This is a genomic window from Parapedomonas caeni (assembly GCF_041060555.1).
GTDB lineage: Bacteria > Pseudomonadota > Alphaproteobacteria > Sphingomonadales > Sphingomonadaceae > CAUJIW01.
This window is the reverse complement of sequence record NZ_JBEUDS010000002.1, coordinates 163,943-185,549: the sequence shown is the minus strand read 5'-3', so window position 1 is coordinate 185,549 and position 21,607 is coordinate 163,943. Positions and strand designations below refer to the sequence as shown.

General features: G+C 67.6%; 19 protein-coding genes and 1 tRNA gene. 12 read left to right on the top strand and 8 right to left on the bottom strand.

Annotated features, from left to right (window positions below; all coding sequences use genetic code 11):
* The first annotated feature begins 35 nt into the window (after nt 1-35).
* Nucleotides 36-470, top strand: coding sequence for a DUF2794 domain-containing protein (locus ABU113_RS02545; protein WP_454557903.1), 435 nt, complete (start codon nt 36-38; stop codon nt 468-470).
* Nucleotides 467-1,219, top strand: a complete 753-nt coding sequence (locus ABU113_RS02540; protein ID WP_454557902.1) for a class I SAM-dependent methyltransferase — start codon at nt 467-469, stop codon at nt 1,217-1,219. The genes ABU113_RS02545 and ABU113_RS02540 overlap by 4 nt, the downstream gene beginning before the upstream one ends.
* A 53-nt stretch (nt 1,220-1,272) precedes the next feature.
* On the opposite strand, the gene ABU113_RS02535 is transcribed toward ABU113_RS02540, so the two are convergent.
* Nucleotides 1,273-1,363: transfer RNA gene (locus tag ABU113_RS02535), tRNA-Ser, on the bottom strand.
* A 302-nt stretch (nt 1,364-1,665) separates the two neighbouring features.
* Here ABU113_RS02535 and purB point away from each other — a divergent pair.
* From purB to ABU113_RS02505, 6 genes are all read left to right on the top strand, one after another.
* Nucleotides 1,666-2,970, top strand: a complete 1,305-nt coding sequence (gene purB / locus ABU113_RS02530) for an adenylosuccinate lyase (RefSeq protein WP_454557901.1) — start codon at nt 1,666-1,668, stop codon at nt 2,968-2,970.
* Nucleotides 2,930-3,262 carry a hypothetical protein gene (locus tag ABU113_RS02525; protein WP_454557900.1) on the top strand — a complete coding sequence of 111 codons (333 nt, stop codon included), beginning with the start codon at nt 2,930-2,932 and terminating at the stop codon, nt 3,260-3,262. Before purB ends, ABU113_RS02525 begins: the two co-directional genes overlap by 41 nt.
* A 262-nt stretch (nt 3,263-3,524) precedes the next feature.
* The gene (locus ABU113_RS02520; RefSeq protein WP_454557899.1) at nt 3,525-4,241 is read left to right on the top strand and encodes a DUF2971 domain-containing protein; all 717 of its coding nucleotides are present in this window, start codon (nt 3,525-3,527) and stop codon (nt 4,239-4,241) included.
* Nucleotides 4,242-4,339: 98 nt separating this feature from the next.
* Complete coding sequence (locus ABU113_RS02515) at nt 4,340-5,053, top strand: transposase (protein ID WP_454557898.1); 714 nt, start codon at nt 4,340-4,342, stop codon at nt 5,051-5,053.
* A gap of 106 nt (nt 5,054-5,159) precedes the next feature.
* The gene (clpA, locus tag ABU113_RS02510) at nt 5,160-7,523 is read left to right on the top strand and encodes an ATP-dependent Clp protease ATP-binding subunit ClpA (RefSeq protein WP_454557897.1); all 2,364 of its coding nucleotides are present in this window, start codon (nt 5,160-5,162) and stop codon (nt 7,521-7,523) included.
* Nucleotides 7,524-7,720: 197 nt separating this feature from the next.
* Nucleotides 7,721-8,233, top strand: coding sequence for a hypothetical protein (locus ABU113_RS02505; RefSeq protein WP_454557896.1), 513 nt, complete (start codon nt 7,721-7,723; stop codon nt 8,231-8,233).
* Between the two features lie 35 nt (nt 8,234-8,268).
* Here ABU113_RS02505 and hisI read toward each other — a convergent pair whose 3' ends face one another.
* Nucleotides 8,269-8,718, bottom strand: coding sequence for a phosphoribosyl-AMP cyclohydrolase (gene hisI / locus ABU113_RS02500; RefSeq protein ID WP_454557895.1), 450 nt, complete (start codon nt 8,716-8,718; stop codon nt 8,269-8,271).
* 188 nt (nt 8,719-8,906) lie between these two features.
* Between hisI and purF the strand changes: the two genes are divergently transcribed.
* The 3 genes from purF to ABU113_RS02485 are packed head-to-tail and all read left to right on the top strand — an operon-like array spanning nt 8,907 to nt 12,036.
* Nucleotides 8,907-10,382: an amidophosphoribosyltransferase gene (gene purF / locus ABU113_RS02495; protein WP_454557894.1), complete on the top strand. Its 1,476-nt coding sequence runs from the start codon at nt 8,907-8,909 to the stop codon at nt 10,380-10,382.
* Entirely contained in the window at nt 10,379-11,095 is a 717-nt protein-coding gene (locus ABU113_RS02490) for an SDR family NAD(P)-dependent oxidoreductase (protein ID WP_454557893.1), read from the top strand. The genes purF and ABU113_RS02490 overlap by 4 nt, the downstream gene beginning before the upstream one ends.
* A gap of 2 nt (nt 11,096-11,097) precedes the next feature.
* Entirely contained in the window at nt 11,098-12,036 is a 939-nt protein-coding gene (locus ABU113_RS02485) for a TraB/GumN family protein (protein ID WP_454557892.1), read from the top strand.
* A 104-nt stretch (nt 12,037-12,140) separates the two neighbouring features.
* Here the strand turns inward: ABU113_RS02485 and phbB are convergent, their stop codons facing one another.
* From phbB to ABU113_RS02455, 6 genes are all read right to left on the bottom strand, one after another.
* Nucleotides 12,141-12,863, bottom strand: coding sequence for an acetoacetyl-CoA reductase (phbB, locus tag ABU113_RS02480; RefSeq protein WP_454557891.1), 723 nt, complete (start codon nt 12,861-12,863; stop codon nt 12,141-12,143).
* A 158-nt stretch (nt 12,864-13,021) separates the two neighbouring features.
* Nucleotides 13,022-14,050, bottom strand: coding sequence for a ferrochelatase (gene hemH, locus ABU113_RS02475; RefSeq protein WP_454557890.1), 1,029 nt, complete (start codon nt 14,048-14,050; stop codon nt 13,022-13,024).
* A 47-nt stretch (nt 14,051-14,097) separates the two neighbouring features.
* Entirely contained in the window at nt 14,098-16,395 is a 2,298-nt protein-coding gene (locus ABU113_RS02470) for a molybdopterin cofactor-binding domain-containing protein (RefSeq protein ID WP_454557889.1), read from the bottom strand.
* 70 nt (nt 16,396-16,465) lie between these two features.
* Nucleotides 16,466-18,199 (bottom strand): class I adenylate-forming enzyme family protein, encoded by a 1,734-nt coding sequence (locus tag ABU113_RS02465; protein WP_454557888.1) that lies wholly within the window; start codon nt 18,197-18,199, stop codon nt 16,466-16,468.
* Between the two features lie 24 nt (nt 18,200-18,223).
* Complete coding sequence (locus ABU113_RS02460) at nt 18,224-19,363, bottom strand: acyl-CoA dehydrogenase family protein (RefSeq protein WP_454557887.1); 1,140 nt, start codon at nt 19,361-19,363, stop codon at nt 18,224-18,226.
* Nucleotides 19,364-19,445: 82 nt separating this feature from the next.
* Nucleotides 19,446-20,675: an acyl-CoA dehydrogenase family protein gene (locus tag ABU113_RS02455; protein ID WP_454557886.1), complete on the bottom strand. Its 1,230-nt coding sequence runs from the start codon at nt 20,673-20,675 to the stop codon at nt 19,446-19,448.
* Nucleotides 20,676-20,801: 126 nt separating this feature from the next.
* Between ABU113_RS02455 and lgt the strand changes: the two genes are divergently transcribed.
* Nucleotides 20,802-21,599 (top strand): prolipoprotein diacylglyceryl transferase, encoded by a 798-nt coding sequence (gene lgt, locus ABU113_RS02450; protein ID WP_454557885.1) that lies wholly within the window; start codon nt 20,802-20,804, stop codon nt 21,597-21,599.
* The last annotated feature ends 8 nt before the right edge of the window (nt 21,600-21,607 follow it).

The window sequence follows — 21,607 nt, the reverse complement described above, 5'->3', positions numbered from 1 at the left end:
TGTGGCGGTCCTGATCGGACTATATTGGTCGGGTCATGGAGAATGTCACACCCATAAGGCCCGGCCCCGCCGCGTCGTCCGACGACCGGCCCGGCCTGTCCGACAACCGCCCGTCCGACCACCGCCTGCCCGATCACCGCCTGCCCGACAGGGTCTCCCCCAGAACGCCGCAGGTGGTGTTCGACCGCCGCGAGCTGGGCGCCCTGCTCAACATCTACGGGCGCGGCGTCGCCTCGGGCATCTGGCGCGACTACGCCATCGACATGGGCCGCGACCAGGCGACCTTCTCGATCTTCCAGCGCGCCTCGGAACGACCGGATGCCCAGATTGTCAAACGCCCCGACCTCACCCGTCGTCAGGGTGCCTACGCGCTGCTGGGGCCGGCCGGCGCCGTGCTCAAGCGCGGTCACGAGCTGGCGAATATTCTCAATCTGCTGGAGCGCAAGCTTCTGAAAGTGGTGGACCGTTGAGCAACTTCCAGGATCATTTCTCCCGCCATGCCGCCCTCTACCGGGACTATCGCCCGCGCTATCCGGCGGCGCTGTTCACCGCCATCGCCGAGGCGGCGCCGGCCCGCGAGGCGGCGTGGGACTGCGGCTGCGGCAACGGCCAGGCCAGCCTCGGGCTGGCGGCGGCCTTCGACCGGGTGTTCGCCACCGATGCCAGCGCCCAGCAGGTCGGCTCGGCCGAGCGGCACCCGAAGGTGCACTATTCGGTGTCGACGGCGGAGGCCTCGACGCTGGACAGCAACACCGTGGACGCCGTGCTGGTGGCCCAGGCGCTGCACTGGTTCGACGTGCCGCGCTTCTACGACGAAGTGGCGCGGGTGTGTCGGCCGGGCGGGCTGTTCGTCGCGGTGATGTACGAGCTGGCGACCATCGACGAGGCAATCGACACTGCCGTGCTGGAGTTCTACCGGGGCGACATCGGCCCCTACTGGCCAGGCGATCGCCGCCATATCGATAGCGGTTACGCCAGCATCCCGCGCCGCTTCCCCGAGGTGCCCTTTCCCACCCTCACCATGACTGTCGCGTGGACGCTGGAGCAGTTCACCGGCTACCTCGCCACCTGGTCGGCGGTGCAGCGCTACCGCAGCGCCACCGGCCGCGATCCGCTGCCGGCACTCGCGCAGACCCTGGCGCCGCTATGGGGCGACACGCCGGAAGCCCGCCGCACTGTCAGCTGGCCGTTGCGCACCATCACCGGCCGGGTGGCGTAGGAGACAAGAGGCGGGGGCCGGTCGCGGCCGACCGGACGAGCGCCGCAGGCCGGTGGCGGAGAGGGCGGGATTCGAACCCGCGATAGGCTTTTGACCTATACTCACTTTCCAGGCGAGCGCCTTCGACCACTCGGCCACCTCTCCGCATGCTGCACCAGCAAGAGCCTGTAAAGCGGCGCGCACTATACGGATTTGCCGCCCGCCCGCAAGCGGAACCTCATGGGCGCCGGTCAGGCCGGCCCACCCCGTCCACCTCACCCCGCCCGAGCCGTCCCCCGGCTACCCCGCCCTGCCCGTGCCGCCGCGCCATCCGCCCGCCCGCGACCCGATCCGCCAGACCCTGCTTGCCGGGCGGGGCGGCCTTTGATAGGCAGCGGCCTTGTCGCCGGCTGGCGCGCTTCCCGGGGCGTGCGGCCGCTCCCCGGTTTTCAGGAAGGCCTCGCCCTATGATCCCCCGCTATTCCCGCCCCGAGATGGTCGCCCTGTGGGAGCCGGAAGCCCGCTTCCGCATCTGGTTCGAGATCGAGGCGCACGCCTGCGACGCGCTGGCCGAGCTGGGGGTGATTCCGGCCGAGGCCGCCAAGGCGGTATGGGAGCGCGGCAACTTCGACGTCGCCCGCATCGACGAGATCGAGCGCGAGGTGAAGCACGACGTCATCGCCTTCCTCACCAGCCTGGCGGAGTATGTCGGCCCCGAGGCCCGCTTCGTCCACCAGGGCATGACCTCCTCGGACGTGCTCGACACCTGCCTCAACGTCCAGCTGGTGCGCGCCGCCGACATCCTGCTCGCCGACATCGATGCCCTGCTGGCGGCGATCAAGCGCCGGGCGTTCGAATACAAGATGACCCCGTGCATCGGCCGCAGCCACGGCATCCACGCCGAGCCGGTGACCTTCGGGCTGAAGCTCGCCCAGGCCTACGCCGAGTTCAGCCGCTGCCGCGACCGGCTGGTGGCGGCGCGCAAGGAAGTGGCGACCTGCGCCATCTCCGGCGCCGTCGGCACCTTCGCCAACATCGATCCGCGCGTCGAGGAGCATGTCGCAAAGGCGCTGGGGCTGGAACCGGAGCCGGTGTCGACCCAGGTCATCCCGCGCGACCGCCACGCCATGTACTTCGCCACGCTGGCGGTCATCGCCTCGTCGATCGAGCGGCTGGCGGTCGAAATCCGCCACCTGCAGCGTACCGAGGTGCTGGAGGCGGAGGAGTATTTCTCGCCCGGCCAGAAGGGCTCGTCGGCGATGCCGCACAAGCGCAACCCGGTGCTGACCGAGAACCTCACCGGGCTTGCCCGCATGGTGCGCGCCTATGCGATGCCGGCGATGGAGAATGTGGCGCTGTGGCACGAGCGGGACATCTCCCACTCGTCGGTGGAGCGGATGATCGGCCCCGATGCCACGGTGACGCTGGATTTCGCGCTCGCCCGCCTGACCGGCGTCATCGACAAGCTGGTGGTCTACCCTGAGCGGATGGCCAGGAACCTCGACAAGATGGGCGGCCTGGTCCACTCGCAGCGGGTGCTGCTGGCGCTGACCCAGAAGGGCGTCTCCCGCGAGGACGCCTACCGGCTGGTGCAGCGCAACGCCATGAAGGTGTGGGAGTCCGACGGCGCGCTGTCGCTGCTGGCGCTGCTGAAGGACGATGCCGAGGTGGCCAGGGCGCTCAGCGCCGCCGAGCTCGACGCGCTGTTCGACCTCGGCTACCATCTCAAGCATGTCGATACCATCTTCCGGCGAGTTTTCGGCGCGGCCTGAGCCGCCCGGCACCCCCGAGGCTTCCGGCGCGGCGGACTCCGCGACGCCGCGCGGTCGCCGGGCGTCGACGCGCGCCCCCCGGCCGTCGCCGCCAATGGCCGGCCGCCGGCGCGGTGTGCGCCGCTGGATCGGTCTGGCCTGCGTGCTGCTGGCGCTACTCAGCCTGTCGAGCGCGCTGGTTCAGGTGTCGCACGGCGCCGTCGCCGACATCACCCGCGCGGTGTGGGAATCCTTCCTCGGCCTGCTGCTGCTCGGCTTCGGCCTGTGGATGGCCCGCCGGGGGCGGTCGTGATCGCGCGCATCCGGCTGGACGACACGGTGATGCGGGTCGGGCGCGCGCCGCCATCGCCAATCTCGACATGTAGCCGGCCCCGACACTGGGGGTGTGGGGCTCGGAGGTTCGAATCCTCTCGTTCCGACCAATTTTTCCTAACAATTAAAGTCACTTACGCGAACACCCTTTTGGGACACTGAGCCGCCACTGGCGCACTTCAAGCGTATTTCTAGCACCGCCGCTGAAATGCTGCGCATATGACCTCATGAGAGGGGGTGCGTTGACCATGCAGATTGGAACCAATTCGAGTGCCGCACCGAATAAGATGTGGCGATATATGAAATTTTCCCGCTTTCTGTGGATGCTTCAACGCAAGCAACTATGGCTTTCCAGAGCCGATCTGTTGGGCGACCCTTGGGAAATGGCACTAGCGGGCAACCAACTTCAGCACGTCATCCAGCACCATCCGCCTCCGCAGCTACCGTTAAACGGCGGGCCGATTGAATCTGCCATAGAGCGTGCCATGCGGATTATCCCGAAGTGGCGCAAAACGACCTTCGTAAATTGCTGGCGCGCGTCAGAACATGAATCTCACGCGCTCTGGCGGATTTACTGTGGGTCAGCGGAAGGTGTCGCACTCGAAACCACCTACGACAAGCTCGTTGCATCGCTGCATGGTCCCCAGCTCTTCAAAGTATCATATGAAAACCCCGGTAGCGCCAAGCGGACCCCCACACGAGAAGACCTCATAACGAAGAAGCGGCCCCCATTTGAATATGAGCAAGAGTTTCGAATCTTGCTGACGAATGAGGATGCCAGTGAAGAGAGCGGCCTTCCTTTGGACTGGCCTCCAGAAGAACACCTTGTCGGCATCCGAGTGCATCCCGAGGCTGACGATTCCTTTATGCAGACGGTTGTGGCTGCTGTCACCGACTACGCCCCCGCCTTGAAGGACTGGGTCATATGGTCGGACATGCGAGCGCCGCCGCCCGTGTAGTGGCAGCACCCCACGCCCGAGGGTGCAGAATGCGGCTGGAATTTCCGGGGACAGTATACCTATTTTGACATTCTGCGCCTGCTGTGACACGGTGGGCCATGGCCAGACTCGCCCGTATCGTCCTGCCCGATGTTCCTCATCACGTCACCCAGCGCGGCAACCGTCGCCTGCCGGTGTTCTTCCATGACGACGACCGTGAGCTTTACCTCGGTCTGCTGGCCGAGGCGGCGCGGGCCAGCGACACCCGCTGCCTCGCCTGGTGCCTGATGGACAACCACGTCCATCTGGTGCTGGTGCCGCGCACGGCGGACGGCCTGCGCGCGACGCTGGGCGAGGCGCACCGGCGCTACACCCGCCATGTCAACTTCCGCGAGGGCTGGCGTGGCCACCTGTTCCAGGGCCGTTTCGCCAGCTACCCGATGGACGACGGCCACCTGATGGCGGCGGTGCGTTATGTCGAGCAGAACCCGGTGGCGGCGGGGCTGGTGGCGACGGCGGCCGACTGGCACTGGTCGAGCGCGCGCAGCCATGTGGCGGGCAAACGGGTGGCGGACGATCCGCTGACCGATGTCGCGGCGCTGGGCCGGCATGTGCGCAACTGGCGGGCGCTGCTGCGCCGGGGGATGGCGGCGGGCGGGCTGGACGCGGCGGCGGTGGAGGCCATCGAGGCGCGGCTGCGCACCGGCCGGCCGCTGGCCGACCCGGACTGGATCGCCGCCCGCGAGGCCGAGGTCGGCCGGGCGCTGGCGCCGCGCAAGCCGGGGCGCAAGCCGGGGCGCAAGCCCGGCGGCAGGGCGGCGACATCACCCTGAATCGCCGCCCGGGCCTTTCTCCCTCTTGATTGCCGGGCAAAAGCGTCCAATCTTTCTGGCATGGGTTCGGTCTCACCCCCGCGGCTGACCCCACGGGAGTGCGTAGATGCCGTCCTTCTCCAAGCAGCTCGAACAGACCCTGCACAAGGCGCTGGCGGAAGCCGGGCGCCGCCGGCACGAATATGCCACGCTGGAACATCTGCTGATGGCGCTGGTCGGCGACCGCGACGCCGCCGCGGTGATGCGCGCCTGCGGCGTCGACATCGACGAACTGGGCCAGCAGGTCAGCCAGTATCTCGACACCGAGCTGGACTCGCTGAAGGCCGAGGACGGCGTCGAGCCCTCCCCCACCGCCGGCTTCCAGCGGGTGGTGCAGCGGGCGATCCTGCATGTGCAGTCGTCCGGCCGGGAGGACGTGACCGGCGCCAACGTGCTGGTGGCGCTGTTTTCCGAACGCGAGAGCCATGCCGTCTACTTCCTGCAGCAACAGGACATGACCCGGCTGGACGCCGTGTCGTTCATCTCCCACGGCATCGCCAAGACCGGCACCGCCGAGCCGCGCCGGGTGCGCGGCACCGCCGATGAAACACCGCCGCGCGACGAACAGGAGCCGAAGGGCGCCAAGGGCAAGGGCCAGGCCAAGCCCCAGGATTCGGCGCTCAAGCAGTTCTGCGTCAACCTCAACGACAAGGCGCGTACCGGCAAGATCGACCCGCTGATCGGCCGCGAGGCCGAGGTCGAGCGCACTATCCAGATTCTCTGCCGGCGCTCGAAGAACAACCCGCTGTATGTCGGCGATCCCGGCGTCGGCAAGACCGCCATCGCCGAGGGCCTAGCGCGCAAGATCATTGAACATCAGGTGCCGGAAGTGCTGGAGCCGGCGGTCATCTACGCGCTGGACATGGGCGCGCTGCTGGCTGGCACCCGCTATCGCGGCGACTTCGAGGAGCGGCTGAAGGCGGTCGTCACCGAGCTGGAGGCGATGCCGCACGCCATCCTGTTCATCGACGAGATTCACACGGTCATCGGCGCCGGCGCCACCTCCGGCGGCGCCATGGACGCCTCCAACCTGCTGAAACCGGCGCTGTCGTCGGGCGCCATCCGCTGCATCGGCTCGACCACCTACAAGGAGTTCCGCTCCCACTTCGAGAAGGACCGGGCGCTGCTGCGCCGGTTCCAGAAGATCGACGTCAACGAGCCGTCCGTCGAGGACTCGATCAAGATCATGATGGGGCTGAAGCCCTATTTCGAAGAGCACCACAAGGTGAAGTACACCGCCGAGGCCATCAAGTCGGCGGTGGAGCTGGCGGCGCGCTACATCAACGACCGCAAGCTGCCGGACAAGGCGATCGACGTCATCGACGAGGTCGGCGCCTCGCAGATGCTGGTGCCGCCCAACAAGCGCAAGAAGGTCATCGGCGTGCGCGAGGTGGAAGGCGTGGTCGCCAAGATCGCCCGCATCCCGCCCAAGTCGGTCTCCACCGACGACAAGAAGACGCTGGCCAACCTCGACGGCGAGCTCAAGCGGGTGGTGTTCGGCCAGGACAAGGCGATCGAGGCGCTGGCGGCGGCGATCAAGCTCAGCCGCGCCGGCCTGCGCGAGCCCAACAAGCCGATCGGCTGCTACCTGTTCTCCGGCCCCACCGGCGTCGGCAAGACCGAGGTCGCCAAGCAGCTCGCCGAACTGATGGGCATTCCGCTCACCCGCTTCGACATGTCGGAATATATGGAGCGCCACTCGGTCAGCCGGCTGATCGGCGCGCCGCCGGGCTATGTCGGCTTCGACCAGGGCGGCCAGCTCACCGATGCCGTCGACCAGCACCCCCACTGCGTGCTGCTGCTCGACGAGATCGAGAAGGCCCACCCGGACCTGTTCAACATCCTGCTGCAGGTGATGGACAACGGTCGGCTGACCGACCACCACGGCAAGACCGTCGACTTCCGCAACGTCGTGCTGATCATGACCACCAACGCCGGCGCCGCAGAGATGGCCAAGGATGCCATCGGGTTCGGCCGTTCGACCCGCGAGGGCGAGGACGAGGAGGCGATCAGGCGGATGTTCGCGCCGGAGTTCCGCAACCGTCTGGATGCGGTGATCCCGTTCGACTATCTGCCGACCCCGGTGGTCGCCCGCGTCGTCGACAAGTTCATCCTCCAGCTGGAGATGCAGCTGGCCGATCGCAACGTTCACATCGCGCTCACCGACGAGGCCAAGGACTGGCTGACCGCGCGCGGCTACGACCGGCTCTACGGCGCCCGGCCGATGTCCCGTCTGATCCAGGAAGAGATCAAGAAGCCGCTGGCCGACGAGCTGCTGTTCGGCAAGCTGGTCAACGGCGGCGAGGTGCGGGTACATCTCAAGGACGACAAGCTCGCCTTCGAGATCGTGCCGGCGGCCCCCAGTGCCAAGGCAAGCAAGGGAGGGGCCAGCAAGGGCGGCACCCGTGGCAAGCCGAGGATCGAGGCCTGAGGCCGGACGCCGGCCCGGCCCGCAACCGCTGCGGGTCCGGCGAGTCGCCGGTGCCGATGGGCCATTGGTCTCCTCCGGCGGCGCGGCTGGACAAGCATTTACGTTTCGTTGACGTCTGTGCCGTTTGATGGTGCCAGTCATCCGGTCGATGACGAACCTACAGGGCATTGAGGCAGTTGGCGACAGACGGTACGAGTATGGCGCGCAAGGAGATTTCCGTTGATCATCTGATGGCCGTCGCGGCGCCGCGCAATCCCAAGGCGGCGGTGCTGATGGACATGCTGCTCTATGAACGCGCACTCGCCCAGGGGCTGGTGAGCGCCAACCCGACCGACCTCGACGCCGCCGGCCTGAAGACGATCCTGCAACGGGCGCTGATCGGCCAGCGATCACTGAAAGTGGTGGTCCCGGCCGCCGCCGCGCTGACGGTCGATATTCCGGCGCTCAACCACGTGCTGCTGGTGATCGGCGACTATTTCAAGGACAGTTCGCAGATGACCGTCCAGGTCGCCGCCTCCCGCAGCATCGTCAAGATCGGTTTCAAGTCGCTGGGCTACAAGCCCAACGTCGACGCCGCGACCCTGAAGAGGAAACTGGCCAAGGCAATCACCATGACCGGCAGCAAGCTCGACATCGACCCGCTGGCACCCGGCGCCGTCAACCTGTTCGTGCCGGTCGCCCCTCGTTCGAGCACGCAGGACGCCGCCTGAACCCGCGCCGCGCCAGCACCCGCGCCTCCGCCGGGTTAATGGCCGTACACCGCCTTGGGGTCGTAGGCCTTGGCCTCCACCGTTTCCAGCCGCACCGGCTCGCCCGCCGGCTGGCCGAGCGGCGCCCGCCGGTAGAAACAGCCCGGATAGCCGACATGGCACTGGCCCGGCCCGTGCGGCAGCACCTTCAGCCACACCGCGTCCTGGTCGCAGTCGACCCTGAGTTCGACCACTGTCTGCACATGCCCCGAGGTGGCGCCCTTGTGCCAGATTTCGGCCCGCGAGCGCGACCAGTAGTGCGCCTCGCCGGTCGCGATGGTGCGCGCCAGCGCCTCGGCGTTCATGTAGGCCAGCATCAGCACCTCGCCGGTCTCGGCATGGGTCGCTACCGCCGCCACCAGGCCGCGCTCGTCGAAGCGCGGCAGCAGCCGGCTGCCTTCCTCCCGCTCGGCGGTGGTGATGTCGTCCGGTGTCGTCCCTGCCATCGCTGTTCCTGCCCTTGCCGTCCGGACCGGTGCCCGTCCGCTGATGCTGGTAGCGCGTCCGGCACCGGACGCACAATAGGGGAGGACAAAGCGGCTCAAGACAGTTATATGACCGCCCGAGTCACCACCACCGGGGCAGGACGGCGGCGGGACGCGTGTGTCGTTGGGGGGCAAGTATGGAAGCCGCGATGAATCAACCGTTCGCCGCCTTTACCACCAACCCCTTCGATGACGACAAGCTGCGCGAGGAGTGCGGCATCTTCGGCATCTATGGCACCGATGGCGCCGCCGCCATCACCGCGCTCGGGCTGCATGCCCTGCAGCATCGCGGCCAGGAAGCCGCCGGCATCACCAGCTGGGACGGCGCCAACTTCAACAACCACCGCGCCATGGGGCATGTCGCCGGCAACTTCGACCGCGCCGAGATCATCGACAAGCTGCCCGGCACCTCGGCCATCGGTCATGTCCGCTACTCCACCACCGGCGAGACGGCGCTGCGCAACGTCCAGCCGCTGTTCGCCGAACTGGCCACCGGTGGCTTCGCCGTCGCCCACAACGGCAACCTCACCAACGCGACGACGCTGCGCCGCCAGCTGGTCCGCCAGGGTTCGATCTTCCAGTCGACCTCCGACACCGAGGTCATCATCCACCTGGTGGCGACGTCGAGCTACCGCACGCTGCTGGACCGCTTCATCGACGCCCTGCGCCGCATCGAGGGCGCCTACAGCCTGGTCTGCCTCACCCGCGAGGGCCTGATCGCGGTGCGCGACCCGCTGGGCGTGCGGCCACTGGTGCTCGGCCGGCTGAACGACTCGTACATTCTCGCCTCCGAGACCTGCGCGCTGGATATCGTCGGCGCCACCTTCATCCGCTCGCTGGACCCCGGCGAGCTGATCGTGCTGTCGGAGCGCGGCCTGCAGTCGCACAAGCCGTTCGCCGCCGTGCGGGCGCGGCCGTGCATTTTCGAGCACGTCTATTTCTCCCGCCCCGATTCGGTGGTGGATGGCCTCAGCGTCTACGAAATCCGCAAGCGCATTGGCGCCCAGCTGGCGCTGGAAAGCGGCGTCGAGGCCGACATGGTGGTGCCGGTGCCGGATTCCGGCACGCCGGCGGCCATCGGGTACTCCCAGGCCTCCGGTCTGCCGTTCGAGCTGGGCATCATCCGCAGCCACTATATCGGCCGCACCTTCATCCAGCCCGGCGACCACATCCGCCACCTCGGCGTCAAGCTGAAGCACAACGCCAACCGCGCCCAGATCGCCGGCAAGCGCATCGTGCTGATCGACGATTCGATCGTCCGCGGCACCACCTCGGTGAAGATCGTGCAGATGCTGCGCGAGGCCGGCGCGGCCGAGGTCCACATGCGCATCGCCAGCCCGCCGACCCGGCACAGCTGCTTCTACGGCGTCGACACGCCGGAGCGCTCGAAGCTGCTGGCGGCGCAGATGGATGTCGAACGCATGGCCAGCTACATCAAGGTGGACAGCCTCGCCTTCCTGTCGATCAACGGCCTCTACCGGGCGGTCGGCGAGGACATGCGGGTGGACGACGCGCCGCAGTATTGCGACGCCTGCTTCACGGGCGATTACCCGACCCGGCTCACCGACCTGGAGGACAACGACCGTCCGGACCAGCTGTCACTGCTGGCGGAGCGGGTGATTTGACCCAGCCGCTGGCGGATCGCATCGCGCTCGTCACCGGCGCCAGCCGGGGTATCGGCGCGGTCACCGCGGTGGCACTGGCCAGGGCCGGCGCTCACGTGGTGCTGGTCGGCCGCACCGAAGGCGGGCTCACCCACGCGGAGGAGCAGATCCACGCCGCCGGCGGCTCGGCCACCATCGTACCGATGGACATCACCCAGGGCGAGCATGTCGACCAGCTGGCCGCCCACGTCGCTGAACGCTGGGGCAGGCTCGATATCCTGGTGATGAACGCCGCCGTGCTGGGGCCGCTGTCGCCACTGAGCCACGTCCCGCCCAAGGACTGGGATCAGGTGATCGCCACCAACCTGACCGCCGGTTACCGGCTGATCCGTGATTTCGACGCCCTGCTGCGGGCCAGCCCCGCCGGCCGCGTCGTCGCGCTGACCTCCTCGGTCGCCACCCGGCCGCGCGCCTACTGGGGTCCCTACGCCGCCAGCAAGGCCGGGCTGGAGACGATGCTCGACTGCTATGCGGAGGAAGTGGCGCGTCTCACCAGTGTCCGGGTTGCCATCGTCAACCCCGGCGCCACCCGCACCGCCATGCGCAAGGACGCCTTCCCCGGCGAGGACCCGGCGACGCTGAAGCCCGCCGCGGTGGTCGCCGACGCCATCACCGACCTGCTGGTGCGGGACTTCGAGACCGGCCACCGGCTCGACCTCGGACAGAAGGCCTGACGATGCGTCCGTCGCGCCTGCGCGGCCTGATTAACGCCGTCACGGCGGGTGTCCTCGCGTGCGGCCTGCTGCTGGGCGGCGCGACCGCCGCGCGGGCCCGCCAGGACGCGCCGGCGGCGACGGTGGCGACCCCGGCGCTCTGGGTGATCCACGATCACGACACCGTCATCTTCCTGTTCGGCACCTCCCACCTGCTGCCCGAGGGCCTGCGCTGGTTCGACGGCCCGGTGAAGGCGGCGTTCGACACCGCCGACACGCTGGTGCTGGAAACCGTGATGCCCGACGACCCGGCCGCCATCGCGCCGCTGATCCGCCAGCTCGGCCTCAACCCGCCCGACCGGCGGCTCACCGACCAGCTGCCGCCCAAGGTGTTGACCCAGCTGGAGACCGTTGCCGGGCAGGTCGGCCTGCCGATGGCGGCGCTGGACACCATGCGTCCATGGCTGGCCGGCACCACCATTGCCGTCACCAGTCTGACCCAGCTCGGCTTCGACCCCCGGCACGGCGCCGAGGAAGTGCTGAAAACGCAGGCGCGCGCGGCCGGCAAGACCATCATGGGCCTGGAAACGCCGGGCCAGCAGTTCGGCTTCTTCGCCAGCCTGCCGCCGGCGGAAGAGACCGCGCTGCTCGCCGCGACGCTGAACGATTTCGGCAAGCTGCGTCAGGAATCCGGCGCCCTGATCGACGACTGGGCGCGTGGTGACGTCGAGAAAGTCGGCGAGCGGCTCAATGAATCAATGAGCACGACGCCGCTGCTGGCCAGAGTGCTGATCGATGACCGCAATGCCCGCTGGGCCGAATGGATCGCCGCGCGGCTGGCCAAGCCCGGCCGGTTGTTCGTGGCCGTCGGCGCCGGCCACCTGGCCGGCGGCAAGAGCGTGCAGAACCTGCTCGCCGCCAAGGGGCTCACCGTCGCTCGCCTGGCCAACCCCGGTCAGTAGGCCGTTATCAGGCCACGGCCTTTGCGCCCATAAAAGGAGGGGCCGCTGTTTTCAGCGACCCCTTCCCCAACGGCACTCCTCCCCAAAAGCGCGGCGTTGTCTGTTCAGTACATGTGTTGTCCGCCGTTGATCGACATGGTCGAGCCGGTGATGAAGCCGGCGTCGTCCGAACACAGGAAGCCGACGCCGCGCGCGATCTCCTCGGCATGGCCGAGCCGGCCCACCGGAATCTTGGCGACGATCTTGTCCAGCACGTCCCGGGGGACGGCCGCGACCATCTCGGTATCGATGTAACCCGGCGCGATGGCATTGACGGTGATGCCGAACTTGGCGCCCTCCTGCGCCAGTGCCTTGGTGAAGCCGTGGATGCCGGATTTGGCGGCCGCATAGTTGACCTGGCCGTACTGGCCGGCCTGGCCGTTGATCGAGCCGATGTTGACGATGCGGCCGAAGCCGCGTTCGCGCATGCCGCCGAACACCGCCTTGGCCATGTTGAAGCAGCCACCGAGATTGACGTCGATGACCTCCTTCCACATTTCGTAGGTCATCTTCAGCATGGTGCCGTCACGGGTGATGCCGGCATTATTCACCAGCACCTCCACCGGACCCAACTCGCCGGCGATGCGTGTCACCGCCTCCTGGCAGGCTTCATGGTCAGCGACATTCCACTTGTAGGCACGAATGCCGGTGCGCGCCGTGAATTCCCCGGCCTTGACGTCGTTACCGGCGTAGTTGGCGGCAACGGTCATGCCCATGTCCTTGAGCCGGATCGAAATCGCCTCGCCAATCCCCCGTGTGCCGCCGGTTACTATGGCCACTCGTGACATAAAGACCCCTCCAGATCCGTGATGACGCTAGAGCGCGTTGCAGCGCACAATCAAGAGCTAACCAGATTTATTGGCCGCTTCCAAGCAAATGACAGCGAGGTGTGACTCAATCGTGACGGGTCGCCGCCCGTCGTCAGCGCGCCGCCCGTCCTGTGGAGTCAGATCCAGCCCTGCAGCTCCCGGCGCACCAGCCCGGCCAGCATGGCCATGCCGTCACTGCCGGCGTTGAGACACGGGACATAGGCGAAGGCCTCGCCGCCATGGCTGAGGAACAGGTCGCGGTTGGCCAGCGACAACTCCTCCAGCGTTTCAATGCAGTCGGCGGTGAAGGCCGGCGCGATGATCGCCAGCCGTTTCACGCCCTTGCCGGCCAGCGCGCGCAGCGTCTGGTCGGTATAGGGGCGCAGCCACTCCGCCCGCCCGAAACGCGACTGGAACGTGATATGGAAACGCGCCGCGGGCCAGTCCAGCGCCTCGCGCAGCAGCCGGCCGGTCTTCTGGCAATGGCAGTGATAGGGATCGCCAAGATCGAGCGTCCGGCGCGGCATGCCATGGAAGGAGGCCAGCAGCACCTCCGGTTCCCAGTCCAGTGTGTTGATGCGCGCACGCACGCTGCCCGCCAGTGCCGCGATATAGCCCGGATCGTCGTAATAGGGCGGCAAGGTGCGCAGCGCCGGCTGCCAGCGCATGGCCATCATTGCCTCGCCCACCTTGTCCACCACCGAGGCCGTGGTGGCGCCGCTGTACTGCGGATAGAGCGGCGCGATCAGGATTCGATCACAACCGCGCGCCTTCATCGCTGTCAGCCGCCCGGCGATGGAGGGGTTGCCGTAGCGCATCGCCCAGTCGACGTCGACATCCGGCCCCAGCAGCGCCTGCAACGCCGCCGCCTGGTCCTCGGTGATGCTTTTCAGTGGCGACTGGTTGCGGCTGCGATCCCAGATCTGCGCATAGGCATGGCCGGAGCGTCGGGGCCGCGTGGTCAGGATAATCCCCTGCAGGATCGGCTGCCACAGCAGGCGCGGCAGCTCCACCACCCGGCGGTCGGACAGGAACTCCGACAGGTAACGGCGCACCGACCAGAAATCGGTGGCATCCGGCGTGCCAAGATTGACCAGCAGCACGCCGACGCGGCCAAACGCGACGGGCGGGTGATCAGGCGGACGGGCGGCGGTGTCTGTGGTCATTGAACTCATGGTCTCGCAGATAAGCGCCGACAGGCCGTGTGCAAGGGCTAAAGCCCGATCGGCGTGCTGTTGCGCAGCGGCTGATCGGCGATCGGCAGCCGGCGGATGCGAATGCCGGTGGCGGCCGCGATGGCGTTGACGACAGCCGGCGCGATCGGTGGTGTGCCGGGTTCACCGACGCCGCCCAGCGGCCGGCTGGACGGACTGACGATATGCACGTCGATCGCCGGCGTCTCCGCCAGTGTCAGCAGCGGATAGCCATCGAAGTTGGTCTGCTGGGTCATGCCGTCGGCGAAGGTGATCTCGCCCTTGAGCGCCGCGGTCAGGCCGAAAATGATGCCGCCCTCCATCTGGCCGGCGATGATGTCGGGGTGGATGGCTGGCCCGCAGTCAATGGCGCAGGTGACACGCTTGATGCTGAGCGCGCCCTCGGCCGATACGAACACCTCGGCCACCTGGGCGACAATGGAACCGAACGACTCGTGCAGCGCGACACCTCGCCCATGACCCGGCGGCAACGGCGCCAGATAACTGGCCTTCTCCGCCGCCAGGGCGAGCACCGCCGCATGCGCCGGCGCCTCCTTCAGCAGGTCGAGGCGGAACTGCAACGGATCCTTGCCGGCGGCGCCCGCCAGTTCGTCGATGAAGCATTCGATGAAGAAGGCATTGTAGCTGTGACCGACCGAGCGCCACGACCCCACCGGCACCGGCGCGTCGACCACCGCATGGCTGACACGCCGCGCACCCAGGGCGTAGGGCAGATGCACGGCTCCCTGCACCGAGGTCACATCGGGTTCACTGAAACTGACCCTGGGCATCAGCCGCGCCATGGAACTGCCCTGGACCGAGGCACCGGCCATGTGATGATGCCAGACGGTAACCCCTCCCGATTTCGATACCGCGCCACGCAGGCGCGCCACCACCGCCGGGCGAAACTTGTCCTGCGTTATGTCCTCCTGCCGGTTCCACAGCAGTTGCACCGGCCGGCCAGCCTCGCGCGCGATCAGAGCCGCCTGCACCACGGCATCCGTCTCGACCTTGCGACCAAAGCCGCCGCCCAGCAGGGTCGGATAGACGGCGACACGCGCCTCGGCGACATCCAGCGCCCGCGCCAGCGCCATGACCGCCAGCGTCGTCGACTGCACCGGCGCCCACACCTCGACCTTGTCCGCTGTCACCCGCGCAGTGGCGGTCATGGGCTCCAGACACGCGTGTGCCAGATAGGGCACCTTGTAGGACGCCTCGACAACATCGGTCGCGGCACCCAGCGCGGCGTCCACATCACCGGATTCGGCGTAGACCCGGCCACTGCCGGCCAGCGCCTCCGTCAGCGCCTTGTCGAGGGCCGCGGTCGCGACGTGCTCCAGTCCGTCGGTGTCGAAGGTCAGCTTGAGATCGTCGAGCGCCTGATTGGCCTGCCACCAGCTGCCGGCGACCACCGCCGCCCAGGTCGGACCGCGCACCACCGCCAGCACGCCCGGCCGGGCCTTCGCCGCCGCGTCGTCGACCGTGACCAGTGCCGCGCCGTTGACCGGCCCGGCGCGAACCGAGGCATAGACCATGTCCGGCACGCGCACATCGACGCCGAAGCGCGACGACCCGTCGACCTTCGAGGGCAGATCGAGCCGGGCCGGGCTCTTGCCGATCAGCGTGAAGTCCCGCCGTTTCTTCAGCTTCGGGTTGACCGGCGGCTCCTCCAGCGCGGCCGCGGCCGCCAGCTGCGCGAACGACAGCCGCTGCTCGCCCGCCACCACCTCGCTGTTCTCGGTCCGGCACTGCGAAATGTCGATACCCCAGCGTCGCGCCGCCGCCTGGCACAGCATTTCACGCGCCGTGGCGCCCGCCAGCCGCAAGGTGTCATGGAAGGCCCGCACCGAGGTGCTGCCGCCGGTCATCTGCAACGAGAAGCGCTCGGCCATGGTCGCCAGCGTCCAGCGCGCCACCCCCCTGGCAAAGCCCGGCAACACGTCGGCACCTTCCTGCAGGGCCAGCTTGTTGGCGTATACCGGATGCAGCGGCGCCGGTTCCACCGCCACGGTGGCCCAGTCGGCCCCCAGTTCCTCGGCGACGATCTGCGGCAGAGACGTATAGACGCCCTGCCCCATTTCCGCCTGCGGCACCACGACCACCACCCGGCCGTCAGCGCCGATCTTGAGCCAGGCGTTGACGATGGTCTCATCGTCGCGCGCCACCAGTGTCAGTGCCGGATTGCGTGGCCACAGGGCATAGCCGACCAGCAGACCAAGCCCGGCGGCGCCACCGATGAGGAAGCGCCGGCGCGTCGTCCGGGGTTGCGGCAGCGGCGTATTGATGGCGGTGGGCAGGTCGGATTTCGGGTCGATCATTCCCCACCCCTACCCCAATTCACCCGCCACTTGAATCCCCGTTTCGCTGCCAGCCGGCGTCGCCGCAGCCTCAGGCGACGGCTTTGGCCAGTTCCCGATAAGCCTTCCTCAGCATCACCTTGTCGATCTTGCCCGAACCCAGCTTGGGCAGCGGGTCCGCCACCAGCCAGATGCGCGCGGGAATCTTGAACGCCGCCAGGTGCTGCGCCAGATAATCACGCAGATCCTCGGCATCCACGCGCTCGCCCGGCTTGAGATAGACCACCGCGCCAACGATCTCGCCCAGCCGCTCGTCGGGCAGGCCGAACACCGCGACCTCGGCGACCGCCGGGTGATGATAGATCGCCGACTCGACCTCCAGGCAGGCGATGTTCTCGCCGCCGCGAATGATGATGTCCTTCTTGCGGTCAACGATGAACAGATAGCCTTCATCATCAAGATAGCCGAGATCGCCGGTACGGAACCAGCCGTCAGTGGTGAAGGCTTCCGCCGTCGCCTCCGGCTTCTTCCAGTAGCCGCGCACGTTGCAGATCGAACGGATGCAGACCTCTCCCACCGCGCCCGTCGGCAGCGCCGCGCCGTCATCGCCGGCGATTTTCATTTCCACCAGCGGCCGGGTCGGGCGGCCGGTCGATGTCGGCTTGTCGTAGTAGCTCTCGCGGGAATTCATGGCGCCGACACCATTGGTCTCGGTCAGCCCGTAGCCGATACCCGGATTCCGGCCGGGGAACGCCGCCTTCAGGCGGCCCACATGTTCAGCCGGCCGCGCCGCGCCGCCGCCGCCGATATCCACCAGCGACGACAGGTCAAACTTGTCGCGGTCCGGATGCTGCATCAGTTCCAGACTCATGGTCGGCACGCCGGTGAAGTAGGTGACTTTCTCCTGCTCGATCAGCCGGAAGGCCGTCACCACATCCCACTTGTGCATGATCACCAGCTTGCGGCCGATGACGAAACACACCAGCAGGATCGGCACCAGGCCGGTAATGTGGAACAGCGGCACCGGCAGCAGCGCCACTGGCTGCGGCATGGCATTGGGATCGACCGTCTCGCCGCGTGCGGCAGCGTCCTGCATGGTGATCTGCAACATGGTCAGCCCGGCGGCGGTATAGTTGAACACCGCCGAGACCATGCCGCGCTGCCGCGACACCGCGCCCTTGGGATAGCCGGTGGACCCCGAGGTGTACATGATCGACAGATCGTCCTCCGGGTCGATGGCCACCGGCGTCGGCTTGGCACCGCTCTCGAACACGCTGTCCGACAGCGCGGTCATGCCGCCATTGACGAAGCCCGACGGCCGCACCACCAGCACCGGCGGCCGCTGCTCATGCGGCACCTGGGCCAGTCGCGAGGCCCGCTCCTCGTCGGCGATGGCCAGCCGGGCGTCGCTGTCGGACAGCGCATAGGTGAACTCCTCGGCCTGCCACCAGGCATTGAGCGGCACCGCGATGGCGCCGATCATGGCGATCGCCATGAAGGCGAAAATCCATTCCGGATAGTTGCGCATGGCGATCACCACGCGGTCGCCCTTGGCGACGTGCCAGTCGTTCTGCAGGCAGGCGGCCAGCGCCTCGGCGCGGGCATAGGTCTGGGCGAAGGTATAGCGCTCGCCCTCGTAGACGATGAATTCCTTGTCGCCATGCAGCAGCGCCAGCTTCAGGAAGTCGGCCATGGTCGCCGGCACATTCTTGAACATCGGCAGGGTATTGCCGCCAATGGCCGCCTCATGCACCTCCAGCTGGGTACCCGGCCCGGTCATGGCGGCCAGAATGGCGTCGTAGGTCTTGTCGAATGCCACGCTCATGTCTTTCTCCCCGCTCCCTGTCCCTCAATAACCGCCCAGGCGCGCCAGGCGATCGCCATGGAAGGCGATGTCGCCGAAGGTCTCCGCCGCGGCGCGTGCCCGCTTCATGAAAAAACCGACATCGAAATCGTCGGTCATGCCGATACCGCCGTGCAGCTGCACGGCCTCATTGGTCGCGAGCCTGACCACCTCACCGGCCTTGGCCTTGGCCAGCGATGCGAACGCAGGCGCGCGCGGATCATCGGCGTCGAGCGCCTGCAAGGCCCGCAGCACCACCGACTTCACCAGCTCCACCTCGCAGAACAGATGCGCGGCGCGATGCTGCAACGCCTGGAAACTGCCGATCAGCACGCCGAACTGCTCGCGCTGCTTGAGATACTCCACCGTGCGATCGAAGGATTCCGCCGCCACGCCCAGCATCTCCGCCGCCAGACAGGCCCGACCGGCATCCAGCACCCGTTCCAGAATGGCATGGCCGCCATCCACCGGACCCAGCACGTCCTCGCCGGCGACCTGGACATCGTCGAGGCTGACGTGCGCCGCGTTACGGCTGTCGACCATGACGGTGCGACTGACCTCGACCCCGGCGGCGGCGCGATCGACCAGGAACAGCGTGATGCCCTCGCGCGCGCCTTCCGCACCGCTGGTGCGCGCCGAGACGATCAGCTTGTCCGCGACATGGCCATCAAGCACGAACGCCTTTGCGCCGTTGAGCAGGAAGCCATTGCCCGACGGTGTCGCCAGCGTGCTCACCCGGGTGGGGTTGTGACGGGCCAGCTCGTCGGCGGCCAGCGCCAGCAGCATGTCGCCGGCGGCGATCTTGGGCAGCAATGCCTGACGCTGGGCATTCGATCCGCCGCGCAGCAGCGCCGTGACGCCGAGGATGGCGGTCGACAGCATCGGCGAGGCCGACAGGTTGCGGCCGATCTGCTCCTGCGCCAGGCCGGCGCCGACATAGCCAAAGCCGCTACCGCCCTCGGCCTCCGGCACCAGCACGCCCGCCAGCCCCATCGCGGCCATCTCCCGCCACAGATCGCGCGAAAAGCCGGTGGCATCGGCACTGTCGCGCAGCGCCCGCAGTTGCGCCACCGGCGCCTTGTCGGCGAGAAAGGCCGCCACGGAATCCTTCAACATCTGCTGATCTTCGGTCAGTACCAGCGCCATTCGGCTGCTCCCCAGAAACAGAATAACGTCAACAACAGGCGTCAGAAAATACGGTCACGCGCGAGAATGGCCGACGCGCGACTCAGGCGCCGGGCAATTGCAGCACGCGTTTGGCGATGATGTTGAGCTGCACCTCCGACGTGCCGCCCTCGATCGAGTTGGCGCGGCTGCGCAGCCAGGCCTTGGGCCGCTCGCCGGCCTTGCCGCCAGTGCGCGGATTGTCGCCCTCCCAGATCAGGCTGTCGCTGCCCAGCACCGACATCAGCAGTTCGTTGCGCCGCTTGTTGAGCTCGGTGCCATAATATTTGAGCATCGACGACAGGGCGCCGGTGCCCTGACCGGCCTTCGCCTCGTCGAGCACCCGCTCCATGGTCAGCGCGAACGCCCAGGCATCGATCTCGTGACGCACGATGTCGGTGCGCAGGCCGCTGTCCGCCAGGGCGCCATTCTCCAGCCCGATCTCGCGTGCGGCGATCTGCGACAGCGCCTCCCGGCCATCGCCGGAAAAGCCCATGCCGCCGATCATCTCGCGCTCGTGCGTCAGCAGATATTTGGCGATGTCCCAGCCCTTGTTGAGGGTGCCCACCAGGTTCTCCTTGGGCACCTTCACATTGTCGAAGAAGGTCTGGCAGAACGGCGAATAGCCGGAGATCAGCTTGATCGGGCTGGTCGAAACGCCAGGACTCGCCATGTCGAACAGCAGGAAACTGATGCCAAGGTGCTTGGGCGCCTGGGCGTCGGTGCGCACCAGACAGAAGATCCAGTCCGCCTGGTCGGCGTAGGAGGTCCAGATTTTCTGGCCATTGACCAGATAATGGTCCCCCATGTCCTCCGCGCGGGTCTTGAGGCCGGCGAGGTCGGAGCCGGCGCCCGGTTCGGAATAGCCCTGGCACCAGCGGATCTCGCCGCGGGCTATTCTCGGCAGATGCTCGCGCTTCTGGGCCTCGTTGCCGTACTTCAGCAGTGCCGGCCCCAGCATCCAGATGCCGAACGAACTCAGCGGCGAGCGGCAGCCCAGCCGCGCCATCTCGGCTTGCAGGATTTTCGCTTCCGCCTTGGACAGCCCGCCGCCGCCGTACTCGCGCGGCCATTCCGGCACCGTCCAGCCGCGCGCCGCCATGCGCTCCAGCCACACCTTCTGCGCCTCGCTCCTGAACACCCAGCGCCGGCCGCCCCAGCACATGTCGTCGTCACCCGCCGCCGGCTGGCGCATCTCGGGCGGGCAGTTGGCCTCCAGCCACGCACGCGTCTCGGCACGAAACGCCTCCAGCGACGACTCTTCCGCGCGGTCCCCCGCCGTGCCTTCAACCATCCGAAGCTCCCCAGTTTTGCGTTCTTCTAGTCCGTACTATGAGGCAGAGGCTTGACCTCGGCAACGCCCTTCCCGACAAGGGGGCAACGCTTCGACACTTTTACAACCTCGGTCCATCGCACCGCCATGCCTTTCCCCGACATCGACCCCATTGCCCTGCAGATCGGCCCGCTGGCCATCCGCTGGTATGCGCTGGCTTACATCGCCGGCATCCTGCTCGGCTGGTGGCTGGCGCTGCGGCTCGTCGCCCGCCCCGGCGCGCCAATGGCGCGGCGCCATGTCGACGATTTCGTCACCTGGGCGACGCTGGGCATCATCCTCGGCGGCCGGCTGGCCTATGTTGTGTTCTACAATCCCGGCTACTATCTGGCCCACCCGCTGGGGGCATTCCAGCTGTGGGAGGGCGGCATGTCCTTCCATGGCGGGGTGATCGGCGTGTTCATTGCCATCCTGCTGTTCTGCCGGCTCAACAAGCTCGACTGGATGCGGGTGGGTGACTACATCTGCTGCGTGGTGCCGATCGGCCTGTTCACCGGCCGGCTGTCCAACTTCATCAACGGCGAGCTGTGGGGCCGGGTCACCGACCTGCCCTGGGGCGTGGTGTTTCCGACCGGCGGGCCGCTGCCGCGCCACCCGAGCCAGCTTTATGAAGCAGTGCTGGAAGGGCCGGTGCTGCTCGCCATCCTGCTGCTGCTGTTCTTCAGGACCGACGCGCGCCTGAAGCCCGGCCTGCTCGGCGGTGTCTTCCTGCTGGGCTATGGCGTGTTCCGCTTCGCCGTCGAGTTCGTCCGCGAGCCCGACGCGCAGCTGGTCGGCTTTGCCCAGAGCAGCGGCCTGCACATGGGCCAGTGGCTCAGCCTGCCGATGGTGCTGGCCGGCGCCTATTTCGTCGCCACCGCCGGACGCCGCCAGCGCCCCGCCTGAACCGATGG

Coding starts and splice junctions, on each gene's coding strand:
- purF (WP_454557894.1), top strand. CDS start 8,907: ATGAATCAACCGTTCGCCGCCTTTACCACCAACCCCTTCGATGACGAC.
- phbB (WP_454557891.1), bottom strand. CDS start 12,863: ATGTCACGAGTGGCCATAGTAACCGGCGGCACACGGGGGATTGGCGAG.
- clpA (WP_454557897.1), top strand. CDS start 5,160: ATGCCGTCCTTCTCCAAGCAGCTCGAACAGACCCTGCACAAGGCGCTG.
- ABU113_RS02460 (WP_454557887.1), bottom strand. CDS start 19,363: ATGGCGCTGGTACTGACCGAAGATCAGCAGATGTTGAAGGATTCCGTG.
- ABU113_RS02455 (WP_454557886.1), bottom strand. CDS start 20,675: ATGGTTGAAGGCACGGCGGGGGACCGCGCGGAAGAGTCGTCGCTGGAG.
- hemH (WP_454557890.1), bottom strand. CDS start 14,050: ATGACCACAGACACCGCCGCCCGTCCGCCTGATCACCCGCCCGTCGCG.
- ABU113_RS02515 (WP_454557898.1), top strand. CDS start 4,340: ATGGCCAGACTCGCCCGTATCGTCCTGCCCGATGTTCCTCATCACGTC.
- ABU113_RS02470 (WP_454557889.1), bottom strand. CDS start 16,395: ATGATCGACCCGAAATCCGACCTGCCCACCGCCATCAATACGCCGCTG.
- ABU113_RS02505 (WP_454557896.1), top strand. CDS start 7,721: ATGGCGCGCAAGGAGATTTCCGTTGATCATCTGATGGCCGTCGCGGCG.
- ABU113_RS02485 (WP_454557892.1), top strand. CDS start 11,098: ATGCGTCCGTCGCGCCTGCGCGGCCTGATTAACGCCGTCACGGCGGGT.
- lgt (WP_454557885.1), top strand. CDS start 20,802: ATGCCTTTCCCCGACATCGACCCCATTGCCCTGCAGATCGGCCCGCTG.
- ABU113_RS02465 (WP_454557888.1), bottom strand. CDS start 18,199: ATGAGCGTGGCATTCGACAAGACCTACGACGCCATTCTGGCCGCCATG.
- purB (WP_454557901.1), top strand. CDS start 1,666: ATGATCCCCCGCTATTCCCGCCCCGAGATGGTCGCCCTGTGGGAGCCG.
- ABU113_RS02525 (WP_454557900.1), top strand. CDS start 2,930: ATGTCGATACCATCTTCCGGCGAGTTTTCGGCGCGGCCTGAGCCGCCC.
- ABU113_RS02545 (WP_454557903.1), top strand. CDS start 36: ATGGAGAATGTCACACCCATAAGGCCCGGCCCCGCCGCGTCGTCCGAC.
- hisI (WP_454557895.1), bottom strand. CDS start 8,718: ATGGCAGGGACGACACCGGACGACATCACCACCGCCGAGCGGGAGGAA.